Source organism: Cytobacillus firmus (genome assembly GCF_023715565.1).
GTDB lineage: Bacteria > Bacillota > Bacilli > Bacillales > Cytobacillaceae > Cytobacillus > Cytobacillus firmus_C.
This window is the reverse complement of sequence record NZ_JAMBOJ010000006.1, coordinates 22,687-48,270: the sequence shown is the minus strand read 5'-3', so window position 1 is coordinate 48,270 and position 25,584 is coordinate 22,687. Positions and strand designations below refer to the sequence as shown.

General features: G+C 42.1%; 22 protein-coding genes. 17 read left to right on the top strand and 5 right to left on the bottom strand.

Annotated elements, in window-relative coordinates; all coding sequences use genetic code 11:
• The first annotated feature begins 305 nt into the window (after positions 1–305).
• Positions 306–1,427 carry an alanine dehydrogenase gene (ald, locus tag M3205_RS03555; protein WP_251168668.1) on the top strand — a complete coding sequence of 374 codons (1,122 nt, stop codon included), beginning with the start codon at positions 306–308 and terminating at the stop codon, positions 1,425–1,427.
• A gap of 80 nt (positions 1,428–1,507) precedes the next feature.
• Here the strand turns inward: ald and M3205_RS03550 are convergent, their stop codons facing one another.
• Entirely contained in the window at positions 1,508–2,605 is a 1,098-nt protein-coding gene (locus M3205_RS03550) for a M24 family metallopeptidase (protein WP_251168667.1), read from the bottom strand.
• A 162-nt stretch (positions 2,606–2,767) separates the two neighbouring features.
• Between M3205_RS03550 and M3205_RS03545 the strand changes: the two genes are divergently transcribed.
• The 3 genes from M3205_RS03545 (at position 2,768) to M3205_RS03535 (ending at position 5,202) form a co-directional block, all read left to right on the top strand.
• Positions 2,768–3,448 carry a metal-dependent hydrolase gene (locus M3205_RS03545; protein WP_251168666.1) on the top strand — a complete coding sequence of 227 codons (681 nt, stop codon included), beginning with the start codon at positions 2,768–2,770 and terminating at the stop codon, positions 3,446–3,448.
• Between the two features lie 103 nt (positions 3,449–3,551).
• Positions 3,552–3,800, top strand: a complete 249-nt coding sequence (locus tag M3205_RS03540) for a hypothetical protein (RefSeq protein WP_251168665.1) — start codon at positions 3,552–3,554, stop codon at positions 3,798–3,800.
• An 82-nt stretch (positions 3,801–3,882) separates the two neighbouring features.
• The gene (locus M3205_RS03535) at positions 3,883–5,202 is read left to right on the top strand and encodes a CBS domain-containing protein (RefSeq protein WP_251168664.1); all 1,320 of its coding nucleotides are present in this window, start codon (positions 3,883–3,885) and stop codon (positions 5,200–5,202) included.
• 72 nt (positions 5,203–5,274) lie between these two features.
• On the opposite strand, the gene M3205_RS03530 is transcribed toward M3205_RS03535, so the two are convergent.
• Positions 5,275–5,580, bottom strand: a complete 306-nt coding sequence (locus M3205_RS03530; RefSeq protein ID WP_251168663.1) for a YtpI family protein — start codon at positions 5,578–5,580, stop codon at positions 5,275–5,277.
• Positions 5,581–5,718: 138 nt separating this feature from the next.
• Between M3205_RS03530 and M3205_RS03525 the strand changes: the two genes are divergently transcribed.
• On the top strand, positions 5,719–6,657 hold the full coding sequence (locus M3205_RS03525; protein ID WP_251168662.1) for a DHH family phosphoesterase: 939 nt from the start codon (positions 5,719–5,721) through the stop codon (positions 6,655–6,657).
• Positions 6,658–6,686: 29 nt separating this feature from the next.
• Here M3205_RS03525 and ytrI read toward each other — a convergent pair whose 3' ends face one another.
• Together ytrI and ytrH are read right to left on the bottom strand one after the other, a co-directional pair.
• A complete protein-coding gene (ytrI, locus tag M3205_RS03520) occupies positions 6,687–7,187 on the bottom strand; it encodes a sporulation membrane protein YtrI (RefSeq protein ID WP_251168661.1) in 501 nt (166 codons plus the stop codon).
• Positions 7,184–7,579: a sporulation membrane protein YtrH gene (gene ytrH, locus M3205_RS03515; protein ID WP_311315697.1), complete on the bottom strand. Its 396-nt coding sequence runs from the start codon at positions 7,577–7,579 to the stop codon at positions 7,184–7,186. The genes ytrI and ytrH overlap by 4 nt, the downstream gene beginning before the upstream one ends.
• A 114-nt stretch (positions 7,580–7,693) precedes the next feature.
• Between ytrH and dnaE the strand changes: the two genes are divergently transcribed.
• From dnaE to M3205_RS03475, 8 genes are all read left to right on the top strand, one after another.
• Entirely contained in the window at positions 7,694–11,053 is a 3,360-nt protein-coding gene (gene dnaE / locus M3205_RS03510) for a DNA polymerase III subunit alpha (RefSeq protein ID WP_251168728.1), read from the top strand.
• A 188-nt stretch (positions 11,054–11,241) separates the two neighbouring features.
• Positions 11,242–12,480 (top strand): NADP-dependent malic enzyme, encoded by a 1,239-nt coding sequence (gene ystJ, locus M3205_RS03505; protein ID WP_251168660.1) that lies wholly within the window; start codon positions 11,242–11,244, stop codon positions 12,478–12,480.
• 8 nt (positions 12,481–12,488) lie between these two features.
• On the top strand, positions 12,489–13,112 hold the full coding sequence (locus M3205_RS03500) for a FadR/GntR family transcriptional regulator (protein ID WP_251168659.1): 624 nt from the start codon (positions 12,489–12,491) through the stop codon (positions 13,110–13,112).
• A 162-nt stretch (positions 13,113–13,274) separates the two neighbouring features.
• Positions 13,275–14,153, top strand: coding sequence for an acetyl-CoA carboxylase, carboxyltransferase subunit beta (gene accD, locus M3205_RS03495; RefSeq protein ID WP_251168658.1), 879 nt, complete (start codon positions 13,275–13,277; stop codon positions 14,151–14,153).
• Positions 14,138–15,115, top strand: a complete 978-nt coding sequence (gene accA / locus M3205_RS03490) for an acetyl-CoA carboxylase carboxyl transferase subunit alpha (RefSeq protein ID WP_251168657.1) — start codon at positions 14,138–14,140, stop codon at positions 15,113–15,115. The genes accD and accA overlap by 16 nt, the downstream gene beginning before the upstream one ends.
• Before the next feature lie 346 nt (positions 15,116–15,461).
• A complete protein-coding gene (gene pfkA, locus M3205_RS03485; RefSeq protein WP_251168727.1) occupies positions 15,462–16,421 on the top strand; it encodes a 6-phosphofructokinase in 960 nt (319 codons plus the stop codon).
• A gap of 85 nt (positions 16,422–16,506) precedes the next feature.
• Positions 16,507–18,267 carry a pyruvate kinase gene (gene pyk / locus M3205_RS03480; protein WP_251168656.1) on the top strand — a complete coding sequence of 587 codons (1,761 nt, stop codon included), beginning with the start codon at positions 16,507–16,509 and terminating at the stop codon, positions 18,265–18,267.
• Positions 18,268–18,385: 118 nt separating this feature from the next.
• Positions 18,386–18,772, top strand: coding sequence for an FxsA family protein (locus M3205_RS03475; protein ID WP_251168655.1), 387 nt, complete (start codon positions 18,386–18,388; stop codon positions 18,770–18,772).
• A 102-nt stretch (positions 18,773–18,874) separates the two neighbouring features.
• On the opposite strand, the gene ytvI is transcribed toward M3205_RS03475, so the two are convergent.
• Positions 18,875–19,996 carry a sporulation integral membrane protein YtvI gene (gene ytvI / locus M3205_RS03470; RefSeq protein ID WP_251168654.1) on the bottom strand — a complete coding sequence of 374 codons (1,122 nt, stop codon included), beginning with the start codon at positions 19,994–19,996 and terminating at the stop codon, positions 18,875–18,877.
• Positions 19,997–20,677: 681 nt separating this feature from the next.
• Between ytvI and M3205_RS03465 the strand changes: the two genes are divergently transcribed.
• The 4 genes from M3205_RS03465 to mdh all read left to right on the top strand — a co-directional run bounded on the left by M3205_RS03465 (position 20,678) and on the right by mdh (position 25,564).
• Entirely contained in the window at positions 20,678–21,139 is a 462-nt protein-coding gene (locus M3205_RS03465; RefSeq protein WP_251168653.1) for a DUF441 domain-containing protein, read from the top strand.
• A gap of 525 nt (positions 21,140–21,664) precedes the next feature.
• On the top strand, positions 21,665–22,786 hold the full coding sequence (gene citZ, locus M3205_RS03460; RefSeq protein ID WP_251168652.1) for a citrate synthase: 1,122 nt from the start codon (positions 21,665–21,667) through the stop codon (positions 22,784–22,786).
• Positions 22,787–22,999: 213 nt separating this feature from the next.
• A complete protein-coding gene (gene icd / locus M3205_RS03455; RefSeq protein ID WP_095244902.1) occupies positions 23,000–24,268 on the top strand; it encodes an NADP-dependent isocitrate dehydrogenase in 1,269 nt (422 codons plus the stop codon).
• Between the two features lie 354 nt (positions 24,269–24,622).
• Positions 24,623–25,564 (top strand): malate dehydrogenase, encoded by a 942-nt coding sequence (gene mdh / locus M3205_RS03450; protein ID WP_076260697.1) that lies wholly within the window; start codon positions 24,623–24,625, stop codon positions 25,562–25,564.
• The last annotated feature ends 20 nt before the right edge of the window (positions 25,565–25,584 follow it).

Below are 25,584 nucleotides of genomic sequence, written 5' to 3'. Positions count from 1 at the left end.
CATTATAGGGGGCTTTAATTGAAGATCGTTATGCCGGTAACACTTTATATTACAAGACAAAAGACTCGTCAATTTGACGAGTTTTTTGTCTTTTTAAGCTGCCAGTTTGGCTGTCAATATGAGTGTTGTTAGGTCTTGTTTTTTGGGTTTGAGCACCTCAAAACGGAACACTTTACATAAATACATGAGGGCTTTTTATTTGGTTGTTTGGGAGGAGAAAAATAGGCAAAGGAATTGTATACTTTTCCATAAAAAATCCATATAAAGTTAATAGTGATATCACTAAAAATACGGAGGTGTGCAGAATGCGCATCGGAGTTCCCAAGGAAGTAAAAAACAATGAAAACAGGGTTGCCATGACTCCTGCCGGTATTATGAACCTTGTCCAATTTGGCCATGAAGTCTATATAGAAACGGGTGCCGGGGTCGGATCGGGCTTCTCTGACAGTGACTATATGAGTGCAGGCGCACAGATTGTTCAGACGGCAGAAGAGGCATGGGCCATGGAAATGGTCATGAAGGTAAAGGAGCCGATACAGAGCGAATATGTGTATTTTCGGGAAGGGTTAATTCTCTTTACATATTTGCATTTAGCTGCTGAACCTGATTTGACTAATGCTTTAATAAATAAAAAGGTTGCAGGCATAGCCTATGAAACAGTCCAGCTTCCCAACCGGACTTTGCCTCTATTGACTCCAATGAGTGAAGTAGCGGGAAGGATGGCAGCTCAGGTAGGCGCGCAGTTCCTTGAAAAAATACATGGCGGGAAAGGAATCCTCCTATCGGGTGTCCCGGGTGTACATCGGGGGAAAGTTACAATTATCGGCGGCGGTGTAGCTGGGACTAATGCGGCAAAAATGGCAATTGGTCTTGGTGCCAAGGTGACTATGATCGATTTGAATCCGGATCGCCTTCGGCAGCTTGATGATATTTTTGGAAGAGACGTAACAACTTTAATCTCAAATCCTTATAATATCGCTGAAGCTGTTGAGGAGTCAGACCTCGTTATTGGAGCTGTACTGATTCCGGGTGCTAAAGCTCCTAAGCTTGTGACAGAGGAAATGATCAAAACGATGAGTCCGGGTTCTGTTATCGTGGATATTGCCATTGATCAGGGCGGGATTTTTGAAACAACTGATCGAATTACTACCCATGACCATCCAACATATGAAAAACATGGCGTCGTTCATTATGCGGTAGCTAACATGCCGGGGGCAGTTCCGAGAACATCCACTATGGCACTGACAAACGTGACGGTACCATATGCAGTTCAAATAGCAAATAAAGGCTATAAACAGGCTTGCCTGGATAATGAAGCTTTATTAAAGGGAATCAATACATTAAATGGCTACGTGACATACAAAGCTGTTGCTGAGGCCCATAGCCTTGACTATTCAGATGCGAGAACACAATTAGAGCAGCAATAGGATAATCGTGGATTCTATCTAAGTGTGAATTAATAAAAAAATCCGGGGCAGGCTCGCTCCGGATTCTTCTATTGAAGTTGTTATTTAATAACCTGAAGTTCTTTCGGAAACTTTGTCAAAATTTCTACTCCATCTGCTGTTACAGCAAGGTCATCCTCAATCCTCACTCCGGCAACACCCGGGACGTAGATTCCTGGTTCGATGGTGAAGACCATACCTTCTTCAAGCAAAAGTGGGTTTGTTTCTGTTAATGAAGGGTACTCATGCACGCTCACACCCAGCCCATGGCCTAATCGATGAGGGAAATAGTCGCCGTATCCGGCTTCTGCTATCAGATTTCTTGCTGTCAGGTCAATATCTGCGCAAGTGACCCCCGGCCTGCTCGCTTCCACCGCTGCAAGCTGAGCTTTTAAGACGGTATCATAAATTTCTTTCTGTTTATCATTGATATCACCGTAAGCTACAGTTCTTGTAATATCTGAGCAATAGCCATTCCAGACAACTCCGAGGTCAAACAGGACTAAATCCCCTTTTTGAATCTTCGTCATTCCTGGTGTGCCATGAGGTGAAGCTCCGTTAGCCCCAGTCAGAACCATGGTAGAAAAAGACATTTCATTAATGCCTTTTTTCTTTAACGCATATTCTACTGCAGCCAGAACATCCAGTTCCGTTTTTCCTTCCTGAATCTCTGAACAGCCTGTTTCAATCGCAAAATCAGCCAGTGCACATGCTTCGCGGATGATTTCCAATTCTTTTTCATCCTTAACCATACGAAGCTGACGAAGCTTTGCTTCAGCCGAAACGAATGAAGCACCGCTGAACAGTCCGGAGATTGATTCATAGCGCTCCACATTCATATGCTCTTTTTCAATTGCTGTTTTATTTATTTTTCCAATTCTTTTATGTATGGATGTTTGAATAAATTCCCAAGGGTTTTGAATATCGCTGTACCCAATAATTTCATGGCTCCAGCCGGCATTCTTAGCATCTTCTTTTTCCATAGCCGGGCATACGAGGAACGGCTCCTCTTCCTGGAAAACAGCCAGTCCAAGCAAGCGCTCATGAGGGTCGCTTAAAAAGCCACTTAAATAAAATACATTATCCGGTGATGTGACAAAAGTGACCTGAATATCATTTTCCTTCATCCACTGTGACAGTTTCTGCAATCTGTTATTCATAGTGAACCTCCTTATGTATTAATACTTTGAGAGTAGCAACTAAATAAGATATTGTAAACTTTTTAAAGATTGCCAATTCGGGTATATATTAAAAGAAAGCAGGAATAACCTGTTTTTCGTTGAAGTAACTTACATAACTTAAAATAGGAGAGGAGCATCCAATTGAAAGTATCATTTCATGGCCATTCAGTAGTAAAAATCGAATCACAGGGGAAAACCATTTTAATAGACCCCTTTATTACCGGAAATAGTTTGACAGACTTAAAAGCTGAGGATCAGAAGCCGGACGTCATCATTGTCACACATGGACATGGGGACCATCTCGGAGACACAATTGAGTTGGCAAAGCGTAATGATTCTCTTGTCATTGCCAACTTTGAGCTAGCCACATATCTTGAGTGGCAGGGAGTAAGAGCGCATGGAATGTCGATCGGCGGAGGATATAATTTTGATTTTGGAAGAGTGAAGCTGACACCTGCATTTCATGGAACAGGCCTCGAGACGGATAACCAGGAAATCATCTACTTGGGAATGCCTGCCGGTGTGCTTATCACATTAGAAGGAAAAACCATTTATCATGCAGGGGATACTGGACTTTTCTCTGATATGAAGCTAATTGGCGACCGTCATCCGATCGATTTGGCATTTCTGCCGATTGGAGACAATTATACAATGGGACCGGATGATGCAGCATACGCAGCAGAACTTTTGGGTGCCAAAAAGGTTGTTCCCATTCACTTCAACACATTTCCGCCAATCAGGCAGGATCCACATAAATTCATCAGCATGCTCGATAGTGGAGTCGGGCAGGTTCTCGAAACAGGGGAATCAATTGAAATGTAATGACAACGCAGCTTCTGATGGAGGCTGCGTTTGTTTTTTTATAACTAAATCCCGGCCTGTCCGCATACATATTAGGGAAGACAGGATAAAGGAGGAAGCGGAATTGAACAAAAATAGATATTTGCTATGCTTGCTGCTTTGCGGCTTGATGCTTTATTATGCAGCTCCAAGAATGGGCATATATAATGGAGGGACGGAAGGGATCTTCGCCATCAGTTGGCTGTCCCTTGCGCTATTTGTCATTGCCGGAAACCTTACTGCATTGCTCTATGCACCGAAAAAAGCGGCTGTTTCGGGGAAGCAGGTGCGCAAATTGGCAGACAGGAAGCGGGCGCACTCCTTAGGCAGGTAATGAAGATTGCCGGAGTCAATTGTATCAAGGCCTCTTTACCCTTATAATGAAAATAAGGAATAATTTGTAGAGGGTGAAAGTCTTGGCTACTAAGCATGAGCAAATATTACAATATATTGATGAACTGCCAATTGGGGAAAAGATATCGGTCAGACAGATCGCCAAGGCGCTCGCTGTGAGTGAAGGGACGGCATACAGAGCGATTAAGGATGCTGAAAATAAGGGATATGTCAGTACTATAGAACGTGTTGGGACCATAAGGATCGAGCGAAAAAAGAAAGAGAATATTGAGAAGCTTACTTTTGCAGAAGTTGTTAATATTGTTGACGGTCAGGTGCTCGGTGGAAGAGCAGGTCTTCATAAAACTTTAAATAAATTTGTTATTGGCGCGATGAAGCTTGAAGCGATGATGAGATACACAGATGCCGGAAACCTGCTTATCGTCGGAAACCGGACACAGGCACACGAATTAGCTTTGAAGGCTGGCGCTGCTGTATTAATTACCGGGGGATTTGATACAGAAGACCATGTCAAAAAACTGGCTGACGATTTGCAGATGCCTGTGATCTCAAGCAGTTATGATACCTTCACAGTTGCGACTATGATCAATCGGGCAATTTATGACCAGCTGATTAAAAAAGAGATTGTACTTGTTGAAGATATCCTCACTCCTCTGCAAGAGGCGGTTTTCCTGAAGACAACCGATACAATTGCAGATTGGATGACATATAACCGAGAGACCGGCCACAGCCGATTCCCGGTTGTCGACAATACTCTCAAGGTGCAGGGAGTAGTTACTTCCAAGGATATCATGGGACATGACAAGGAAACCCTTATCGAAAAAATCATGACTAAAAACCCAATGACAGTTGGCGGAAAGACGAGCGTTGCTTCTTCTTCGCATATGATGGTGTGGGAAGGAATTGAATTGCTTCCAGTGGTGGATGAAGGGAATAAACTCGAAGGCATTGTAAGCCGCCAGGATGTTTTGAAGGCTTTACAGATGATACAGAGGCAGCCTCAGGTGGGTGAAACAATTGATGATATTGTCACCAGCCAGCTGGTTATGACACGGGGGAAGACTAAAGGTGATGACGTATACCGCTGCGAGGTTACTCCGCAGATGACCAACCACCTTGGAACAATTTCCTATGGAGTCTTCACAACCATTGTTTCGGAAGCTGCAAACAGAGTGTTAAGAAGCTATAAAAAGGGAGATCTCGTAGTTGAGAATATGACTGTCTACTTTATAAAACCTGTGCAGATTGAAAGCATGCTTGAAATCAATCCTAAAGTCCTGGAAGTAGGGCGAAAGTTCGGTAAAGTGGATGTGGAAGTTTTTAACGAAGGCGTCCTTGTTGGCAAGGCGATGATGATGTGCCAGCTGATTGACAGGCATTAGTATTGAAATGCAAAAAAGCCGCTCAAATTGAACGGCTTTTTTGCATGGCTTCTTCCGGAAGTCAGGGAATCTTTAATTCTTCCTTGCTGCTTCAGCTTCTTTCACAGCATGAGGCGTGTAAAACTTGTATGCTTTAATGCCGCCCCATATGCTTAATCCGCCAATTAGTATAAACACAATCGCCACAATGAGAGCAGTGGTCGTGTCGTATAAAAACAGCTGGTTAAGGCCAAATATGGCAACAAATGTCCCGAGGGCAATTCTGGACTTCGCTGATATCCATTGTTTTTCAGCCGGCTGTCTGCTTCTGAAAAATTTTACTTTGTAGAAAATATAGAAAGAAAAAGAAAGTATAATCAGGATAACCAAAATAGGCATTTCATAACCTCCAAGTTTCGACAATCTCTTATTATTCTACCTTCATTAATAAAAAAATGCCATAAGCTCGGAATGTTTTCTTTTTCTTTTCATGGTGGTATGGTAAAAATATAGTAATCAGAATAAAAGGAGCGCGCCATGAAACAGAAGATATTTGATGAAATAATAAAATATGAAACAATCATTATTCATAGGCATGTCCGTCCGGACCCGGATGCATACGGTTCACAGGGAGGGCTTGCTGAAATCCTTAAGGCTTCATTTCCGAAAAAATCGATCTTTACTGTCGGGCAGGAAGAAGAAACACTTCATTTTATGAGAAGGCTTGATGATATATCTGATGATACATATAAAAATGCGCTGGTCATTGTCTGTGATACAGCAAATGCAGAACGGATTTGTGGTGAAAGGTATGGAATGGGCAGTAAGCTGATCAAAATTGATCATCATCCCAATATGGATCCGTATGGAGATTTAATGTGGGTGGATACAGATGCAAGCTCTACAAGTGAAATGATTTATGAGTTTTATCTTTTCGGCAAAGAACAGGGCCTGAAAATGTCTGATGAGGCGGCCAGGCTGTTATTTGCTGGAATAGTTGGGGATACCGGCCGATTCCTTTATCCAAGTACGACAGAAAAGACGTTTGCGTATGCAGGTGAATTGATTCACTATAATTTTTCACGTCCGGACCTGTTTGATAAGATGTATGAGCTGGACGCAAATATTGTTAAATTGAAGGGCTATGTGCTGCAGAATTTTGAGATGAGTTCCAGCGGGGCTGCTGTTATGGTCCTGAAAAAGGAATTGCTCGAAGAATTTAACGCTGTCCCTTCCAAAGCATCCCTGCTTGTAAGTACTCTTGGTGATGTTAAAGGTATAAAAGCATGGGTTTTCTTTATCGAGGAAAGCGATCAAATCCGAGTGCGGTTCCGTTCAAAGGGTCCAATCATTAATGAAATTGCAAGGAAGTATAAAGGCGGAGGACATCCTCTTGCTGCCGGTGCTTCAATATATTCATGGGATGAGATGGAATCCGTTGTAAAAGACCTTGAGGCTGTCTGCTTAGACAGCTGACATAAGATGCCCGGCAAAATAGCCGGGCATTAATCCAGCATTATATTCAATTCAATTGAGACAGTGGTATAGATGACCAATTCTTTAACTTCCACCCGGTATCTTTTTTCGTTTACGCGGTGTGACTTATTCTCTATGATTTTCTTGATCAGTTCACTGCTTTTATATACAGTATCCATGTCTTTAGCAATCATCATGCTAATATCCTCTTTTATTTTATCTTCCAGCTGGAAAACGCTGAAGGAATCCAGTTTATACTTTTCGCCGTTGACAATTTTAATGGAAATATCCTGGACAGTCAGTTTTTTTTGGTTTTCTTTATTCAGCTTTTTGAATTCCTCCTGCCAGATTTCTTTATCTTTCTCCAATTCATAAATTGCATCCTGCTGAAGCTTGATTTCTTTGCTATATCTCTCCTGCCATTGCCCAAAGATAAATAAAAAAATAAACCAGCTGATGATGCCTCCCAGGGCCATTCCTGCAAAAAAACGCTGCCAGGATGGCAATCGGTAGTAAGGCGGTATCCTCATACTGAAATGTTCTCCTGAGTCAGCCAGTTAATAAGCATGGCGCCGGTCTGGGCCCCTCCGAGAGCAGATAGAATTAGCATCAGTTGTTTAAAGATGTCTTTAGTCTGTCCATCCATAACGCCTCTTTCAAAGCTGTAAACGGTATCGAAGGTGCCTCCTATAGCTGCAATGATGGCCCATATGCGAATCATATTAGAAATCTGGAAAATTTGATTTAAAGGAGGCTTTCCTGTCAGAAAGGCAGCCATGCCGCCGATGATTGAACCTCCAATCAAAACACCGAACGCAATGAAATAGCTCTCAATTAAAGTGGAGAAAAAGGGCTGAGTATTCATATCATCCATCCTCGCTGCAGGAATGGTCCTGCCAGAATTATCTTGATACTTCATCATATGGACAAACTTAATAAAATATGTTTTTTAGGTGCTGTTAAAAAGAGAACATATTTTCTTTTTGGAAACGGGCGTTCTATAATGAAAATAGCAGAAATTAAGGGTGTGAGAAACGTGTCATTTATTCACCTTCATGTTTATAGCGCATATAGCCTACTGTCGAGCACGGCAAGAATAGAGCAGCTTGTGTCAAGCGCCAGGGAAAACAGGTTTCCTGCCCTGGCTCTAACAGACCGGAATGTCATGTACGGGGCGGTAGCCTTTTACAAAGAATGTCTTAAGAAGTCTATAAAACCAATTATGGGACTCACTGTGGATGTATTAAGCGAGAGATCGGAAGGCGAAGCTTATCCTTTGGTCTTATTGGCTAAAAACCGGCAAGGGTTTCAGAATCTATTAAAAATCACAAGTACGGTACAGACAAAATCGCCTGAAGGCATTCCTGTTAAATGGCTTAAACACTATGCCGGAGGATTGTTTGCTTTAACTCCAGGCACGGATGGGGAGATCGAACAATCTCTTATGGCAGATGAATACGGCCAGGCAAAAAGAACAACTGACCTTTTCAGCAGTATTTTCGATCCAAATTCTTTCTTCTTAGCTTTACAGGATCACGGTCTGCATGAAGAAAAAAAAATCCATGGCACTCTTGTTAAGCTTTCAGAAGAAACCGGGATTGGCCTGGCGGCTTCAAATGGTGTCTGTTACATAAAAAAAGAGGAAGCGTTTGCCCATGAATGCCTGCTGGCCATAAAAAATGGAGAAAAGCTACAGGATGAAGAAAGAGAACGGCTGAAGAGCAATGAGTATTACTTAAAGTCATCCGGGGAAATGGCAGAATTGCTATCGGAGTATCCGGATGCTTTAGAGAATACGATCATGATTGCTGAGCAATGCAATGTAATGCTTGAGTTAGATAAACAGAACCTTCCTAAATATCCTGCCGCCGAAGGCATGAGTGCCGACGAGCAATTGGAAGAGGTATGCTGGCAGGGCTTTGCTGACAGATATCCGGATGCCAATGATGAGCATAGGAATCGACTAAAGTATGAGCTGAATATAATCAGAAAAATGAAATTCAGTGATTATTTTCTAATCGTTTGGGATTTTATGAAGTTTTCGAGGGAAAATGGCATCCTAACCGGACCGGGGCGGGGATCTGCAGCCGGTTCCATGGTTGCTTATGTTCTATACATAACAGATGTGGATCCCATTGAGCATCAGCTCCTATTTGAGCGGTTCCTTAATCCGGAGAGAATCTCCATGCCTGATATTGATATCGATTTCCCGGATCACAAAAGGGATGAGGTAATACGGTATGTATCCCAAAAATATGGAGAACTGCATGTGGCTCAAATTCTTACATTTGGGACCCTTGCTGCCAAAGCGGCACTCCGGGATGTCGGCAGAGCATTTGGGCTTAATCCTAAAGAGCTTGACATGCTTTCAAAAAGAATACCTTCCAAATTGGGCATCACCCTCGAAGAGGCCTTTAAAGAATCTGAGCCTTTAAGAAGATTTACCCAGGAATCCGATTTAAATCGAAGACTATTTGAAACAGCTGTCAAACTGGAAGGACTCCCTAGGCATACATCGACCCATGCTGCAGGGGTTGTCATCAGTGAGCATCCGCTTGTGGAGGCCATTCCTATTCAAAAAGGGCATGAAAATGTTTATTTGACCCAATATTCTATGGAGCATCTCGAGGATGTCGGCCTTTTAAAAATGGATTTTCTAGGTCTTAGAAACCTTACATTGATTGAGAATATTTTAAGCTCTATACAGAGAAGGACTGGCACACAGATTGATATCAAACAAATTCCCCTGGATGATGAGGATGTATACAGTCTGTTGGGAAGAGGAGATACAACAGGTATTTTCCAGCTTGAATCTGACGGGATGCGCAGTGTCCTGACAAGGCTTCAGCCAACGCGGTTTGAGGATATTGTGGCTGTCAATGCTCTTTATCGACCGGGCCCAATGGAAAATATCCCTATTTTTATTGACAGGAAGCATGGAAGAAAGCCAATTATATATCCTCATCCAGACTTGAAGCCTATTCTTGAAAATACGTATGGTGTCATTGTGTATCAGGAACAAATTATGCAAATCGCTGCAAAACTGGCCGGATTTTCATTGGGTGAAGCAGATTTGCTTCGGAGAGCGGTCAGCAAGAAACAAAAAGAAGTGCTTGACCGTGAGCGTGTCCATTTTGTTGGGGGTGCAGTCAATAAAGGCTATGATGAGCAAACTGCTCACGAGATATATGACTTAATCGTCCGGTTTGCAAATTATGGATTCAACCGGAGCCATGCTGTTGCATATAGCTTCATAGCTTATCAGCTGGCTTATTTAAAAACTCATTATCCTCTTCACTTTATGGCTTCACTGCTGACTTCAGCTATCGGAAATGAAGGCAGGATTGCCCAATATATCGGAGAACTGAGGCAGATGGGCTTAACGCTCAGCCCGCCTTCCATTAATAAAAGCGGCTACTCCTTTCTGGCAGAGAAAAATTCTATCAGATATAGCCTGGCTGCTATAAAAGGAATCGGTGCTGCAGCTTTAAGAGATATTTTTCAGGCGAGAAAATACAAGCGCTTTGAAGATCTGTTTGATTTTTGCATAAGGGTTTCCACAAAAGCAGTAAATCGCAAAATCCTTGAATCGCTTGTTCATTCAGGCAGCTTTGATGAATTTGGAGAAGATCGAGCTGTGCTTCTGGCCAGCCTGGATGTAGCTGCGGAACATGCCCAGCTTGTTTTGCCGGAAGATGATCAAGCTGATTTCTTTGAAGATGATGAATTTTTTCCTAAGCCTAAATATACAGAAGTAGATCCGATCCGTTCAGAGGACAAGCTGAGATTTGAAAAAGAAGTGCTTGGCCTGTATTTATCAGATCATCCTGTTTCAATTTACGAATCCTATTTTTCCCTTCTGGATGCCTGTACGCTGACTGAACTCGAAAATACGGATAAAAAGCCAAAAACAGTTGCTTATTTATCTGAAGTGAAAAAAATCCGTACGAAAAAAGGCGAGCCAATGGCGTTTCTTTCCTTGAGCGATCAGACGGGAGATATGGAGGCAGTTGTGTTTCCAAAGGTGTTTAACCGAGTTTCCTTGCTCTGCTCTCAGGGAAACATCGTCTTAGCGGAGGGGAAGCTTGAGGAACGGGACGGAAAAAAGCAGCTGATTGTACAGCACCTCGATAATGTGAAGGAAGCCATTGAAAAAATGCAAAATAAAGATCCCGTATTGTATTTAAGAATTACTGAGGATCGGGAGACGACGGAAAATCTTCGTTTGCTCAAAGAATTATTTAAGAAAAATGAAGGCAGTGTTCAAGTGGTTTTGTATTATGAAACCTCCCGAAAAACCATTCGCCTGGGTGAAGAGGACCTGGTCTCTCCGACAGAGGATTTCCTGAATTTACTTATGAAGCATCTTGGCCGGAATAACGTCGTTTTAAAGTAATTACCCTTTACAACAATAACAATTATGGTATATTTGTAAGAAGAAAAATAAACTGGTCTGACCACTGTGAGCGAAAGAAAAGCCCTGTTTAGTCTGATACTGAAACAGACTGCAGCAGGGTTTAAAGCATGTATTCGTCAAGTCTATGTTTATATATAATCCTATCCGGAATATGAGGAGTGAAAATTTTGACCTTACGCGAAGAAGCTTTGCATATGCATAGAGCTAATAAAGGGAAATTGGAATCTAAATCTAAAGTACAGGTGCGAAATGCCAAAGACTTAAGTCTTGCTTACTCACCGGGGGTTGCTGAGCCCTGCAAGGAAATTTATGATAAGCCCGACACTGTCTATGAATATACGATGAAAGGCAACATGGTCGCGGTCGTTTCCGATGGAACAGCAGTGCTGGGGCTGGGGAATATTGGGCCGGAAGCTGCCCTGCCTGTAATGGAAGGAAAAGCTGTACTTTTCAAAAGTTTTGCAGGAGTGGATGCATTTCCAATTTGCCTTAATACGACAGACGTAGATAAAATTGTTGAGACTGTAAAACTTCTCGAGCCTACATTTGGAGGCGTAAACCTTGAAGACATTGCTGCTCCAAATTGCTTTTATGTAGAAGAGCGATTAAAGAAGGAAACAAACATTCCCGTTTTTCATGATGATCAGCATGGGACTGCCATTGTAACTGTTGCAGGCCTAGTAAATGCCCTGAAGCTTTCCGGGAAGAAAATGAATGAAATTAAGGTAGTCGCAAATGGTGCCGGTGCTGCCGGGATTGCCATTATTAAACTTTTATACAGCTACGGTGTTCGCGATATCATTATGTGTGACACTAAAGGTGCTATTTATGAAGGCCGGCCGCAGGGTATGAATGAAATTAAAAATGAAGTTGCAAAGTACACGAATCGCGAGAATGTGAATGGAAGCCTTGCAGATGTTATTAAAGGTGCTGACGTATTCATCGGGGTTTCTGCTGCCGGAGCACTGACGGCTGAGATGATTGGCACTATGAATCAAGATCCGATTATATTCGCCATGGCTAATCCAACTCCTGAAATTATGCCTGAAGAAGCGAAAGCGGCTGGAGCAATGGTGGTTGGAACTGGAAGATCTGATTTTCCAAACCAGGTAAACAATGTATTGGCTTTCCCTGGAATTTTCCGCGGAGCACTGGATGTCCGTGCAACTCATATCAATGAGAAAATGAAAGTGGCTGCTGTAGAAGCCATTGCTAATCTGGTGCACCAGGATGAATTGAATGCAGATTATGTCATCCCGGGGCCATTCGATTCCCGTGTCGCACCTGAAGTTGCAGCTGCTGTAGCAAAGGCAGCTATGGAGACTGGCGTTGCCCGCATTAAAGTTGATCCTGAAGAAGTGAAGGAAAAAACGAAGCAACTTGCAGTCATTGGAAAAGGTGAGTGAATCCATAATTGAATTCACCTCAAAATAACACGAAGGTTTATATAGGCATTGTCAAACAGCTTAGGACCATGATTGAACATGATGGCCTTAAGCCTGGAGATCGATTGCCTTCCGAAAGAGAGCTGTCAGAGCGCCTGGGTGTCGGGCGCTCTTCCGTTCGGGAAGCATTAAGAGCCCTTGAACTTCTTGGCTTAATTGAGACAAGGAGAGGCGAGGGGACTTTTATGAGGGATTTTAGGGGGCATCAGCTCGTACAGCTGCTCAGCACGTTCATTCTTCAGGATAAGAAATCTATAAGAGATGTTAAAGAAACCAAGTTTCTGATCGAACTTGATTGTTTATGGCTAATAATTCAAAAGGCTAGTGAAGATCGGCTTCTCAGGTTCAAAAAATGGACCCTGGAGGCAGACTACACAGATGATGACTTTTTTCTTGAAATCGTCACACTTGCAGATAATCATCTGTTCCTCCGTATTTGGATCATTCTCAAAGATTATTATAATTCGTTGGATTTAGAGAAAATGATGATAACCAAGCAGCAATATGCAGAGCTGATTGATACCTTGATTTCCAGAAAAGATTCCGAAGTTGTTCGTGTATATAGAAATTTAAGAAAATTGTCGAAGAATTAACGACAATTTTTTGCAGAATTTATTTATCATATCATCTATATTTAAATAATCAGTCAAGCATAAATGAAGCCTAGAAAAGTTAGGCATTCATTTTTAAATCAGTGGTCTGACCACTTGTGAAATTAATGGAAATGATTCAGCGATTATCAGGGAGGTTTCATCTTGCTTAAAGATATTTTTACTAAGACGAAGAAGAAGAAATATGCAACCATTCCATCGGAAACGGCAAAGCAGGATGTGCCGGAAGGAATCATGACAAAGTGTCCAAACTGCAAGAAAATCATGTATACCAAAGAATTGGTCAAGAATCTTAAAGTGTGTTTCCACTGTCATTATCACCACACCATGAATTCAAAAGAGCGCTTGGCAAGCTTTTTGGATGCTAATAGTTTTGAAGAAATTAACGCGAACATGATTTCAGAAAATCCTCTGAATTTCCCGGATTATATTGAAAAGCTGGAGAAGGATCGGGAAAAGACAAAGATAAATGAAGCGGTAGTGACTGGGACAGGCACTGTAGATGGTCAAAAGATTGCAGTAGCTGTTATGGATTCCACATTCAGAATGGGAAGTATGGGTTCAGTAGTCGGAGAGAAAATTACCCGTGCCATTGAAAAAGCTGATGAATTGCGAGTTCCCTTTATAATATTTACTGCTTCAGGCGGTGCAAGAATGCAGGAAGGCGTCTTAAGCCTGATGCAAATGGCAAAGACAAGTGTAGCACTAAAAAGATTCAGTGATAATGGAGGTCTTATTATTTCAATCATGACTCATCCGACAACAGGCGGTGTGTCTGCAAGCTTTGCTTCACTAGGGGACTATAATTTGGCAGAACCTGGTGCTTTGATTGGATTTGCGGGGCGGAGGATCATTGAACAAACGATCCGTGAAGAATTGCCGGAAGACTTCCAGACAGCAGAATTCTTATTAAAATGCGGTCAATTGGATGCAGTAATTCCGAGAACAGAGTTAAAAGGCAAGATATCAGCTATTTTATCCATACATCAACCAGGAGGTGACTTCCAATGGCAGGAGAATTAGAATTCGAGCGTCCGGTAATGGAACTGAAAAAAAAGATTGCTGAATTAAAAGAGTTTACCAAAACAGCTGATGTAGACCTATCTTCTGAGATAGAGAAACTGGAAGCGCGCTTGGAAAAATTAGAAGCCGATATATATGAAAATATGAAACCGTGGGACCGTGTGCAGATTGCAAGGCATCCCGCAAGGCCGACTACACTGGATTATATCTCTCATCTTTTTGAAGATTTCTTCGAGTGCCACGGGGATCGTGCTTTTGGTGATGATGAGGCGATTGTTGGCGGTATTGCAAAGTTTAAGGGGATTCCTGTTACTGTCATCGGCCATCAGCGTGGAAAAGACACAAAAGAGAATATCCGCAGGAATTTTGGCATGCCGCATCCTGAAGGCTATCGCAAAGCATTAAGGCTTATGAAGCAGGCCGATAAATTCCGGAGGCCTATTATCTGTTTCATTGATACAAAAGGTGCCTATCCTGGAAAAGCAGCAGAGGAACGGGGACAGAGTGAGGCAATTGCCAAGAACCTGTTTGAAATGGCAAGCCTTAGAGTCCCGGTTATCTGTATCGTCATTGGTGAAGGCGGAAGCGGAGGAGCTCTGGCTCTTGGTGTAGGAAACCATATTCATATGCTAGAAAACTCCACATATTCCGTTATTTCTCCAGAAGGAGCGGCAGCCATTCTCTGGAAAGATGCATCTCAGGCAAAAAAGGCTGCAGAATCCATGAGAATCACTGCGCCGGACTTAAAAGAACTGGGTGTGGTGGATGAGATTATTGAAGAGGTAAAGGGCGGAGCACACAAAGATGTCAAGGTTCAGGCTGAGGAAATCAGAGAAGTCCTTACTCACTCACTCAAGGATCTGATGGATCTATCTGAAGACCAGCTGATTGATCACCGGTACAACAAGTTCAAATCTATTGGCCAATATTCGTTTTTAAAGGAATTTATTGGGGTAAAATAAAAGCGTGCTTTCGGGCACGTTTTTTATTTTTGACTCGCGGTGCAGAATCCCCTCCTTATAGTGAAAATATGCAGTTTCTTCTATATAAAACGCTTTCAGTATCCCGACAATTCTGTATTTCTTTGAAATTGTCTGATTAAGTTGAGATGCTCCCTTCTTCATGGTATTTTAGAAATATTCAATAGCGTTTTGTTCAATAATAAGATAAGCAAAATATGCTTTGCTTTACATAAAAAGCCTGCCTGCAGATTTTTGAACATCATGCAGATAATGTTTAGGCCTGTTATAAAACAACACAGCAGATAACAGCTTTCTTATGATATAAATTACATACGGGGTGATTATTGTGAAAAAAATAGGAGTTTTAACAAGCGGCGGCGATTCTCCTGGGATGAATGCAGCTGTACGTGCAGTTGTCCGTAAAGCGATCTATCATAATATTGAAGTATATGGTGTATATGGCGGATATTCCGGCTTGATGTCAGGAAATATTAAGAAGCTTGACCTCGGTTCGGTTGGTGACATTATCCATCGCGGCGGTACTATCTTACAATCGGCTAGAAGCGAAGAATTCAAAACAAAAGAAGGTCAGCAAAAGGGTATCGACGAAATGAACAAGCACGGTTTAGAAGGTCTTGTCGTAATTGGCGGGGATGGTTCATTTCGTGGTGCAAAAGCTTTAACAGAGCAGGGATTTCCTTGTGTGGGCGTACCCGGCACCATTGATAACGATATTCCGGGAACGCAATATACTATTGGATTTGACACAGCTTTAAATACGGTTATTGATGCAATCGATAAAATTCGTGATACAGCTACTTCCCATGAAAGAACATTCATCATTGAAGTAATGGGAAGAGATGCAGGAGATATCGCTTTATGCGCTGGATTAGCAGGCGGTGCAGAAACAATCCTCATTCCTGAAGCAGGATATAATATGGATGAAATTGCAGAGAGACTTAAAAAAGGGCATGAACGAGGCAAAAAGCACAGTATCATTGTAGTTGCAGAAGGAGTCTGCAGCGGAGTGGAATTTGCCAAGCAAATTAAAGATTCAACTAATTTTGATACACGTGTTTCCGTGCTTGGCCATATGCAGCGGGGCGGTTCCCCAACTGCATTCGACCGGGTTCTGGCCAGCCGCCTTGGAGCATATGCAGTAGAGCTTATTCTTGAAGGAAAAGGCGGACGTGCAGTAGGAATTCAAAATAATAAACTGGTTGACCATGATATAATTGAAATATTGGATAGAGAGCATACACTTGACCTGGATCTCTACAAACTCTCCAAAGAGCTATCTATTTAATTTTGCCGCATATAAACCCGCACACGGCTCCCCAAAGTCGTATGTGCCGGTAATCTAGCTGCACTAATTCAGGAGGTAATTTATAATGCGTAAAACGAAGATCGTTTGTACTATTGGACCTGCCAGTGAAAGTGTTGAAAAGTTAACACAGCTTATTGAAGCAGGAATGAATGTTGCCCGGCTAAATTTTTCCCATGGTGATTTCGTGGAACATGGCCAGAGAATTCAGAATATCCGTGAAGCTTCAGCAAAGACTGGCAAGACTGTAGCCATCCTTTTAGACACTAAAGGACCTGAAATCCGCACAAATAATATGGTGGATGGCGCGATTGAACTTAGAGCTGGAGAAAACATTATTATTTCCATGAACGAGGTTGAAGGAACAGCAGAAAAGTTTTCTGTTACTTATGCAGGCCTAATTGATGATGTGGACACAGGAAGCAAAATTTTGCTTGATGACGGTTTAATTGGTTTGGAAGTGACAAAAATTGATAAGGCCAACAGTGAAATCTACACAAAAATTTTAAATAGCGGAACGCTTAAAAATAAAAAAGGCGTCAATGTTCCAGGTGTTTCTGTGAATCTTCCTGGCATAACAGAGAAAGATGCACAGGATATCATCTTTGGTATTGAACAGGGCGTCGATTTCATTGCCGCTTCTTTTGTCCGCAGAGCTACTGATGTTTTGGAAATCAGACAGCTGCTTGAAGAGCACAATGCATCATATATCAACATCATTCCTAAGATTGAAAATCAGGAAGGTGTGGATAATATTGAAGAAATTCTTGAAATTTCTGATGGACTAATGGTAGCGCGCGGAGACCTTGGAGTGGAAATTCCAGCTGAAGAGGTGCCACTCGTACAAAAGCAATTAATTAAAAAATGCAATGCACAGGGAAAACCAGTCATTACTGCTACGCAAATGCTAGATTCCATGCAGCGTAACCCGCGTCCTACACGCGCAGAAGCAAGTGATGTAGCAAATGCCATTTTTGATGGTACTGATGCGATCATGTTATCCGGTGAGACAGCTGCGGGCTCTTATCCTGTTGAAGCTGTGCAGACTATGCACAACATTGCTTCAAGAGCGGAGTCTGCATTAGATCATAAAGAGATTCTGTCAAATCGCAGCAAAGATAACGAGCATAACATTACTGATGCCATCGGAGAATCAGTGGCACATACAGCTCTAAATCTGGATGTCAACGCAATTATCACTCCAACTGAAAGCGGCCATACAGCAAGGATGATTTCCAAGTACCGTCCTAAAGCACCAATCGTTGCCGTTACTTCTAATGATCATGTGTCAAGGCGTTTATCTTTAACATGGGGGGTATACCCTCAAATTGGCCAAAAAGCGGCTACAACAGACGATATGCTTGATATCGCCGTTGAAGAAAGCTTGAACAGCGGAATTGTTGCTTCAGGAGATTTAGTTGTAATTACAGCAGGTGTTCCTGTGGGTGAAGCGGGAACCACCAACTTAATGAAAATTCATGTAGTGGGAGACATTCTTGCTAAGGCGCAAGGAATCGGACGGAAATCAGCCTTTGGAAAAGTAGTTGTAGCAAGAAATGCAGAGGAAGCATTAGCGAAGGTAACAGAAGGCTCTATTTTAGTTACGATTGGCTCAGACCGTGAAATGGTGCCTGCGATTGAGAAATGCAGTGCGCTTATTACAGAAGAAGGCGGGCTTACAAGCCATGCCGCTGTTGTCGGGCTTAATATTGGCATACCTGTCATTGTAGGAGTTGAAAATGCAACAACCCTTTTAATGGATGGGCAGGAAATCACTGTTGATTCTCAGCGGGGTGTAATTTATAACGGCCACGCAAGTGTATTATAATTTGGATTTGTAAAAGGAAGGGGCACCCTTCCTTTTTTCTATGCAGGACAAATAGTTATATTCTCAGTGCCTAGTTTGATATAATAATGGTAAATCTAAAAAAAATAGAGGTGGCTTCATGCGCTACATTCTCTTGCTGATGATTATCGTTCCAGCTGCTGAAATTGGATTTTTACTTCTTTCAGGCAATACCATTGGGCTATGGCCTACACTTGCGATTATCCTGCTTACAGGTGTTCTCGGTGCTTATCTCGCTAAAAAACAGGGTCTGGAAACAATCAGAAAAATCCAGGAACAGCTGCGCTGCGGGCAAATGCCTGGTGACACTATACTTGAAGGAGCCTGCATCCTTATTGGGGGTATAATGCTTCTGGCACCCGGTTTCATTACGGATGCATTAGGATTTACTTTGCTTCTTCCTTCTGCAAGAAAAGTCCTTAAAAACATGCTTTATATAGGGCTGAAAAAATGGATGAACAAAGGAACAATCACGATAATCCGGTAAAAGTAACTATATATAAAGCCGCTCCGATGTACAGGAGCGGCTTGTTAATTTTAATGGAGGATTATAATCATATTGACTGATGGCGATGCACAGGTTTTCATCCTAATCGGCTTCTTCAGTGCCTTTTATAAACATCCAAATATCCCTGAATACTCCAGCTTTATGAAGAGTAGTGATGAGTACAAGAGTAACCGGGCCTGCAATTAGGCCCAGAAAGCCAATCAGTTTAAAACCGGCAAATAAAGCAATCAGGGTAGCTAAAGGATCAAGCCCGATGCTTGAAGAAAGAATCTTTGGCTCCATTATCTGGCGCTGGACCAAAACGATGATATAAAGAATGCCGAGCCCGAGTGCCCTGCTCATTTCTCCGCCGATTGCCTCATATATAATCCACGGCACAAAAATCAGTCCTGTTCCAAGATAGGGAATAATATCGACAAGGCCAGTCACTAGTGCTATTGTGATGGCGTAATCGACACGCAGAATCAGAAGCCCGATAAGTATGATAACTGTAGTAATAGATACTAAAGTAGCCTGTGCCTTAAAGAAACCAAATAAAGCCTTCTGCAGATCAGCAAATATGGTTCTGCCACTTTTCTTTGCGCGGCTGGGCAGCATGCGGCTGAATATACCTGAAAGTCTGTGCCAATCCTTACTGATAAAAAAAGTGGCCAGCAGCGAGAAGATCAGGACAGTGGCAGCATTGGGAAACCATGAAAGAATGTTAGGGATTTTCTCGAAAAACGCCTGGATAAAATCTCCCAGTGTAGAGCCAAATTGCTTCCCGACGTTTTCTATATTCGTCATTATGGTATCCTGCTGTCCTGTTCCCAGATTATTAAATAAACTTGCCAGCTGATTATAAAGAGGGATGATCTGCCCTGCAAAGAACTGCTCAACAAAATCAATTAAGGTATCGAGGTGCTGCGGAACGACTTCTGCCAAATAATCCGCACCTGATACGATCTCTGCGACCAGTAAAGTGATTAATCCGGCAAAAATGGCAAAGATAAGAATCAGTGCAATGAGGACTGCGAGAACCCTTGGAATTTTCCATTTAACCTCCATTATATTAACCAAGGGGTTAATCAGAAAGGCAATAGCCAGTCCGATAATAAAAGGATAAGTCACTTTGGATAAATATAAGAAAGCATAGAGACTTAAGATCACCACTCCAATGACAAAGAAAAATCTTACGGTCCGATAGATATATGCCGGGTTCAAGTAATAGCCTCCTTATTTAATTTGAACAGACTAAGTCATAGCAGGTTTATTTTATCGCAGTCTAACGGGCAGTAAGCCCCCACTTTAAAACTCAGAGGAACCAAAAGAGGATAAGTGGGCGGCAAACTGCCCGTAAAGGCCCGATTGGTTCAACTAACAATCAGTGGGGGATAAGGATCCCCCCCACTGATTGAAGTTTCACCTTATCGCAGTCTAACGGGCAGTAAGCCCCCACTTTAAAACTTAGAGGAACCAAAAGAGGATAAGTGGGCGGCAAACTGCCCGTAAAGGCCCGATTGGTTCAACTAACAATCAGTGGGGGATAAGGATCCCCCCCCACTGATTGAAGTTTCACCTTATCGCAGTCTAACGGGCAGTAAGCCCCCACTTTAAAACTCAGAGGAACCAAAAAGAGGATAAGTGGGCGGCAAACTGCCCGTAAAGGCCCGATTGGTTCAACTAACAATCAGTGGGGGATAAGGATCCCCCCACTGATTGAAGTTTCACTTTATGTAATGTTATTAGTAATATCATACATCATTTTTTCAAGAGCTAAAAATAATTAGATATATTCTATTAGTACTTATTCTATTTTAAAATATCCGGCAAAGAACCCGGAAATTATTAAATTGATTTAAATTATGTTACGATAATATAGAAAGCTGGCAGGTGAATTAGCAGATGTTTTCCCAATCACTCATTTTTTTGTTTCTATTGCTGGGGATAGGTTTAACTGCAAAAAATCAATCACTGATCATTGCTGTCTTTGTTTTGATTATCCTTAAAGTAGCCGGCCTGGATTTAAAAGCCTTTTCATTCCTGCAGTCCAAGGGAATTAACTGGGGTGTAACTATTATTACCATTGCTGTCCTTGCACCTATAGCCAGTGGTGAAATAGGCTTCCGGGATTTAGGAGGGGCATTTAAATCCCCGTATGCGTGGGTTGCTCTAGTCTCAGGGATTGCAGTTGCTCTTCTGGCAAAAGGCGGCATCGTATTGCTGGCTGAAGATCCCCATATTACAACTGCTCTTGTCCTGGGGACTATTCTTGCTGTCTCCCTTTTTAAAGGCATTGCTGTTGGTCCTCTAATAGGAGCAGGGATCGCATATATGGCAATGAAAGTCTTTGAGCTTTTTAAATGAATGTTCTTAGATTCCTTCATTGCCATCGGGCAAAAATGTAAATAAACTTTTCTTGAAAAATAATATTTTTTAACAAATTAAGTGCTTTTCATTCACAAAAGTCAGATAATTGTTTATAATAGGACTTGTAAGCGCAACCTATTTTACGGTATCTATTAAATTCAGTTAAGCTCTATTAAAATGTTATTAATATATTTATTTTTCATTTTTGGAAAAATGTAAGCATTTTCTTTTTTTTTCAGAGAGTACCGAGCAACCGCTCGATTAAACCAGTTTATTTCTTCCATATATCGGGAGTTCGTGAAGGTTTCACCTTTCATAAATTTGGTCTGTAGATCGGCTATAAAGCCGGCTTTTAATGGCTGTCCTGCAGCCCTATAAAAGTGTCCCAAATAGATAAAACAGAATGTGGACATGACGAGGAAGCTTTTCTGAAAGATGAAAGACAGGTTCGGCTTACTTATGTTTAATGTACAGACAAAAATGGGTATGGGGAAATTTTATTATGTAAAGGAGAGATTCGGTATGACAGTAACACGCGGTCTTGAAGGGGTAGTAGCTACTACTTCGTCTATCAGCTCCATCATAGACGATACATTAACCTATGCTGGCTACAATATTGATGATTTGGCTGAAAATGCAAGCTTTGAAGAGGTTATTTATCTTTTATGGCACAGAAAGCTTCCTACTCAAGCCCAACTGGATGAGTTAAAGAGTCAGCTTGCAGCAAACTACTCTCTTCCAGAGGAAGTTCTGAACCATTTTAAAACATATCCAATTGACAAAGTGCATCCAATGGCTGCCCTTCGTTCTGCAGTATCTCTATTGGGACTTTATGATGAAGAAGCAGACCAGATGGATGTAGAAGCAAACTATAAAAAAGCAATTCGCCTTCAAGCTAAAATGCCTGCTATCGTTACGGCATTTGCAAGAGTAAGAAAAGGTCTTGAACCAATTGCTCCTAGAACAGATCTTGGATTTGCAGCCAACTTCCTATACATGCTTGCAGGCGAAGAGCCAGAAGCAATCGCAATTGAAGCATTTAATAAAGCGCTGGTTCTTCATGCGGACCATGAATTGAATGCCTCCACGTTCACTGCACGGGTATGTGTAGCTACTTTGTCTGATATTTATTCAGGAGTTACAGCGGCTATTGGCGCATTAAAAGGACCCTTGCATGGCGGTGCCAATGAGGCGGTAATGAAGATGCTTACTGATATCGGCACTCTTGAAAATGTTGAGCCGTATATTCGTGAAAAGCTTGAAAAGAAAGAGAAAATCATGGGCTTTGGCCACCGTGTTTACCGTCAGGGCGATCCTCGTGCCAAGCACTTAAGGGAAATGTCTAAAAAGCTTACAGAGCTTACCGGAGAACCACACTGGTACGAAATGTCCACGCAAATTGAAGCGATCGTTACCGGGGAGAAAAAACTTCCGCCAAATGTCGACTTCTATTCTGCGTCTGTTTATCACAGTCTGGGAATCGACCATGACCTGTTCACGCCGATTTTTGCTGTAAGCCGTGTATCTGGCTGGCTGGCTCATATTCTCGAGCAATATGAAAATAACCGTCTGATCCGCCCGCGTGCAGACTATACAGGCCCGGGAATGCAAAAATACGTGCCAGTAGAGCAAAGAAGTCTTTAATAGGCTGAAAAAACAGATTAAAAAAACTAAAATAACTACTCAGCATTTTACTTTTTATCGAAAAATTGCTGTAATAGAGAGAGCAGGGAAAAGGTTAGGGGCAAATGCTTTCTAGCCTTTGAATCTGATATACTGATGCAGCATTGAGCCGAACGGAAGACTAAATAAATAAAAAGGCTGATGCATGCACTTTTCAAAATGGAGGGTATAACAATGCAAGGTGAAAAAATCACAGTTACTAATGGTGTACTAAACGTACCAAACAACCCAATCGTTCCTTTTATCGAGGGAGACGGAACAGGTCCTGATATTTGGGCGGCAGCTTCCCGTGTATTGGATGCATCTGTAGAAAAAGCATATAATGGTGAGCGCAAGCTTGTCTGGAAAGAAGTGTTAGCAGGAGAAAAAGCATTCAACCAGACTGGCGAGTGGCTTCCTTCTGAGACACTTGATATGATCAATGAATATCTTATTGCTATTAAAGGTCCATTAACAACACCAATCGGCGGCGGAATCCGTTCTCTAAACGTTGCGCTTCGCCAAGAGCTTGACCTGTTTGTATGTCTGCGTCCGGTTCGCTGGTTTGAAGGTGTTCCTTCTCCAGTCAAGCGCCCTCAGGATACTGATATGGTTATTTTCCGTGAAAATACTGAAGATATTTATGCGGGCATCGAGTATGCTAAAGGCTCTGATGAGGTTAAAAAACTGATTTCATTCCTTCAAGATGAGATGGGTGTTAATAAAATCCGCTTCCCGGAAACATCAGGCATCGGCATTAAGCCTGTTTCAGAAGAGGGAACCAGCCGCCTTGTACGTGCTGCTATTGAATATGCCATTAAAGAAGGCCGTAAATCCCTAACACTTGTACATAAAGGCAATATCATGAAATTTACTGAAGGTGCCTTTAAGAACTGGGGTTATGAGCTTGCTGAAAGAGAGTACGGAGAAAAAGTATTCACTTGGGCTCAATATGACCGCATTAAGGATGAGCAGGGTGTTGAAGCTGCAAACAAAGCACAGGCAGATGCAGAAGCAGCCGGCAAAATTATTGTTAAAGATGCGATTGCTGATATTTTCCTTCAGCAGATCCTTACCCGTCCAAAAGAGTTTGATGTTGTTGCAACAATGAACTTGAATGGTGATTATATTTCTGATGCACTTGCTGCACAGGTAGGCGGAATTGGTATTGCTCCTGGAGCCAACATTAACTATGAAACTGGACATGCGATCTTTGAAGCAACACATGGTACAGCTCCGAAGTATGCCGGTCTTGATAAGGTTAATCCTTCATCTGTTATTCTTTCAGGTGTATTAATGCTTGAGCACCTTGGATGGAACGAAGCTGCAAACATGATCGTTAAATCTATGGAGAAATCTATTGCTTCTAAAGTTGTAACATATGACTTTGCACGTCTAATGGATGGAGCAACTGAAGTGAAATGCTCTGAATTTGCCGACGAACTAATTAAAAACATGGAATAAAGTGAAACTTATAATCAGGGGTGGTTTTCCACTGATTGTTAGTTGAACCAATCGGCCTTTACGGGCAGTTTAACCCCACTTATCCTCCTTTGATTCCACTGACTTGAAGTGGGGGCCTTACTGCCCGTTAGACTGCGATAAAAAAGTATTAAAAGCGCCTTTAATAAAAGGCGCTTTTGATTAATATATTATTCATGCAGGATACTTTGTGTGTACTTCCCTGAAGAAACTTCTTTTGCCGGGCAGCTGGCGATTCTCTGAAATTGTGTATATAGGAAGGCTGTTCCTTGAAACAGCCTCTTACATACAAGATGCAAATCCTGAAACTTTCATTTCCAAAAGGAGGAACTGCTCATGTCATTGAAACGCAAAAAGATTTCTGTAATCGGTGGAGGATTTACTGGAGCAACGACTGCATTCTTACTAGCTCAAAAGGAACTTGGGGATGTCGTATTGGTAGATATTCCGCAAATGGAAAACCCTACAAAGGGAAAAGCTCTTGATATGCTTGAAGCAAGTCCTGTTCAGGGATTCGATTCGAATATCACAGGAACTTCAAGTTATGAAGATACACAAGACTCCGACATTGTAGTTATTACAGCAGGCATTGCACGAAAGCCGGGCATGAGCCGTGATGACCTTGTACAAACGAACCAGAAGATCATGAAAAGTGTAGCTCAGGAGATTGCAAAACATTCTCCAAATAGCTATATTGTTGTGCTGACTAATCCAGTAGATGCAATGACCTATACAGTTTTCAAGGAATCAGGCTTCCCGAAAAATCGTGTAATTGGGCAGTCAGGTGTTCTTGACACAGCCCGTTTCCGGACATTTGTCGCGCAGGAACTGAATTTGTCTGTTAAAGACATTACAGGATTTGTACTTGGCGGACATGGTGATGACATGGTTCCGCTAGTCCGCTATTCATATGCTGGCGGTATTCCTTTAGAATCATTAATTTCTAAAGATCGTCTGGATGCGATTGTCGAGCGTACACGCAAAGGCGGAGGAGAAATCGTCAACTTATTAGGCAATGGGAGTGCATACTATGCTCCAGCAGCTTCCCTTGTGGAAATGTGTGAAGCTATCCTTAAAGATCAGCGTCGCGTACTGCCTTCTATTGCTTACCTTGAAGGAGAATATGGCTACGAAGGAATCTATCTGGGTGTGCCTGCAATCCTTGGAGCAAACGGAATTGAAAAAGTAATAGAGCTTGAACTGACAAGTGAAGAAAAAGCTGCCCTCGATAAGTCGGCAGATTCAGTTCGCAAGGTAATGGAAGTATTAGCTTACTAGGATGATCTAATCTAAGTGAA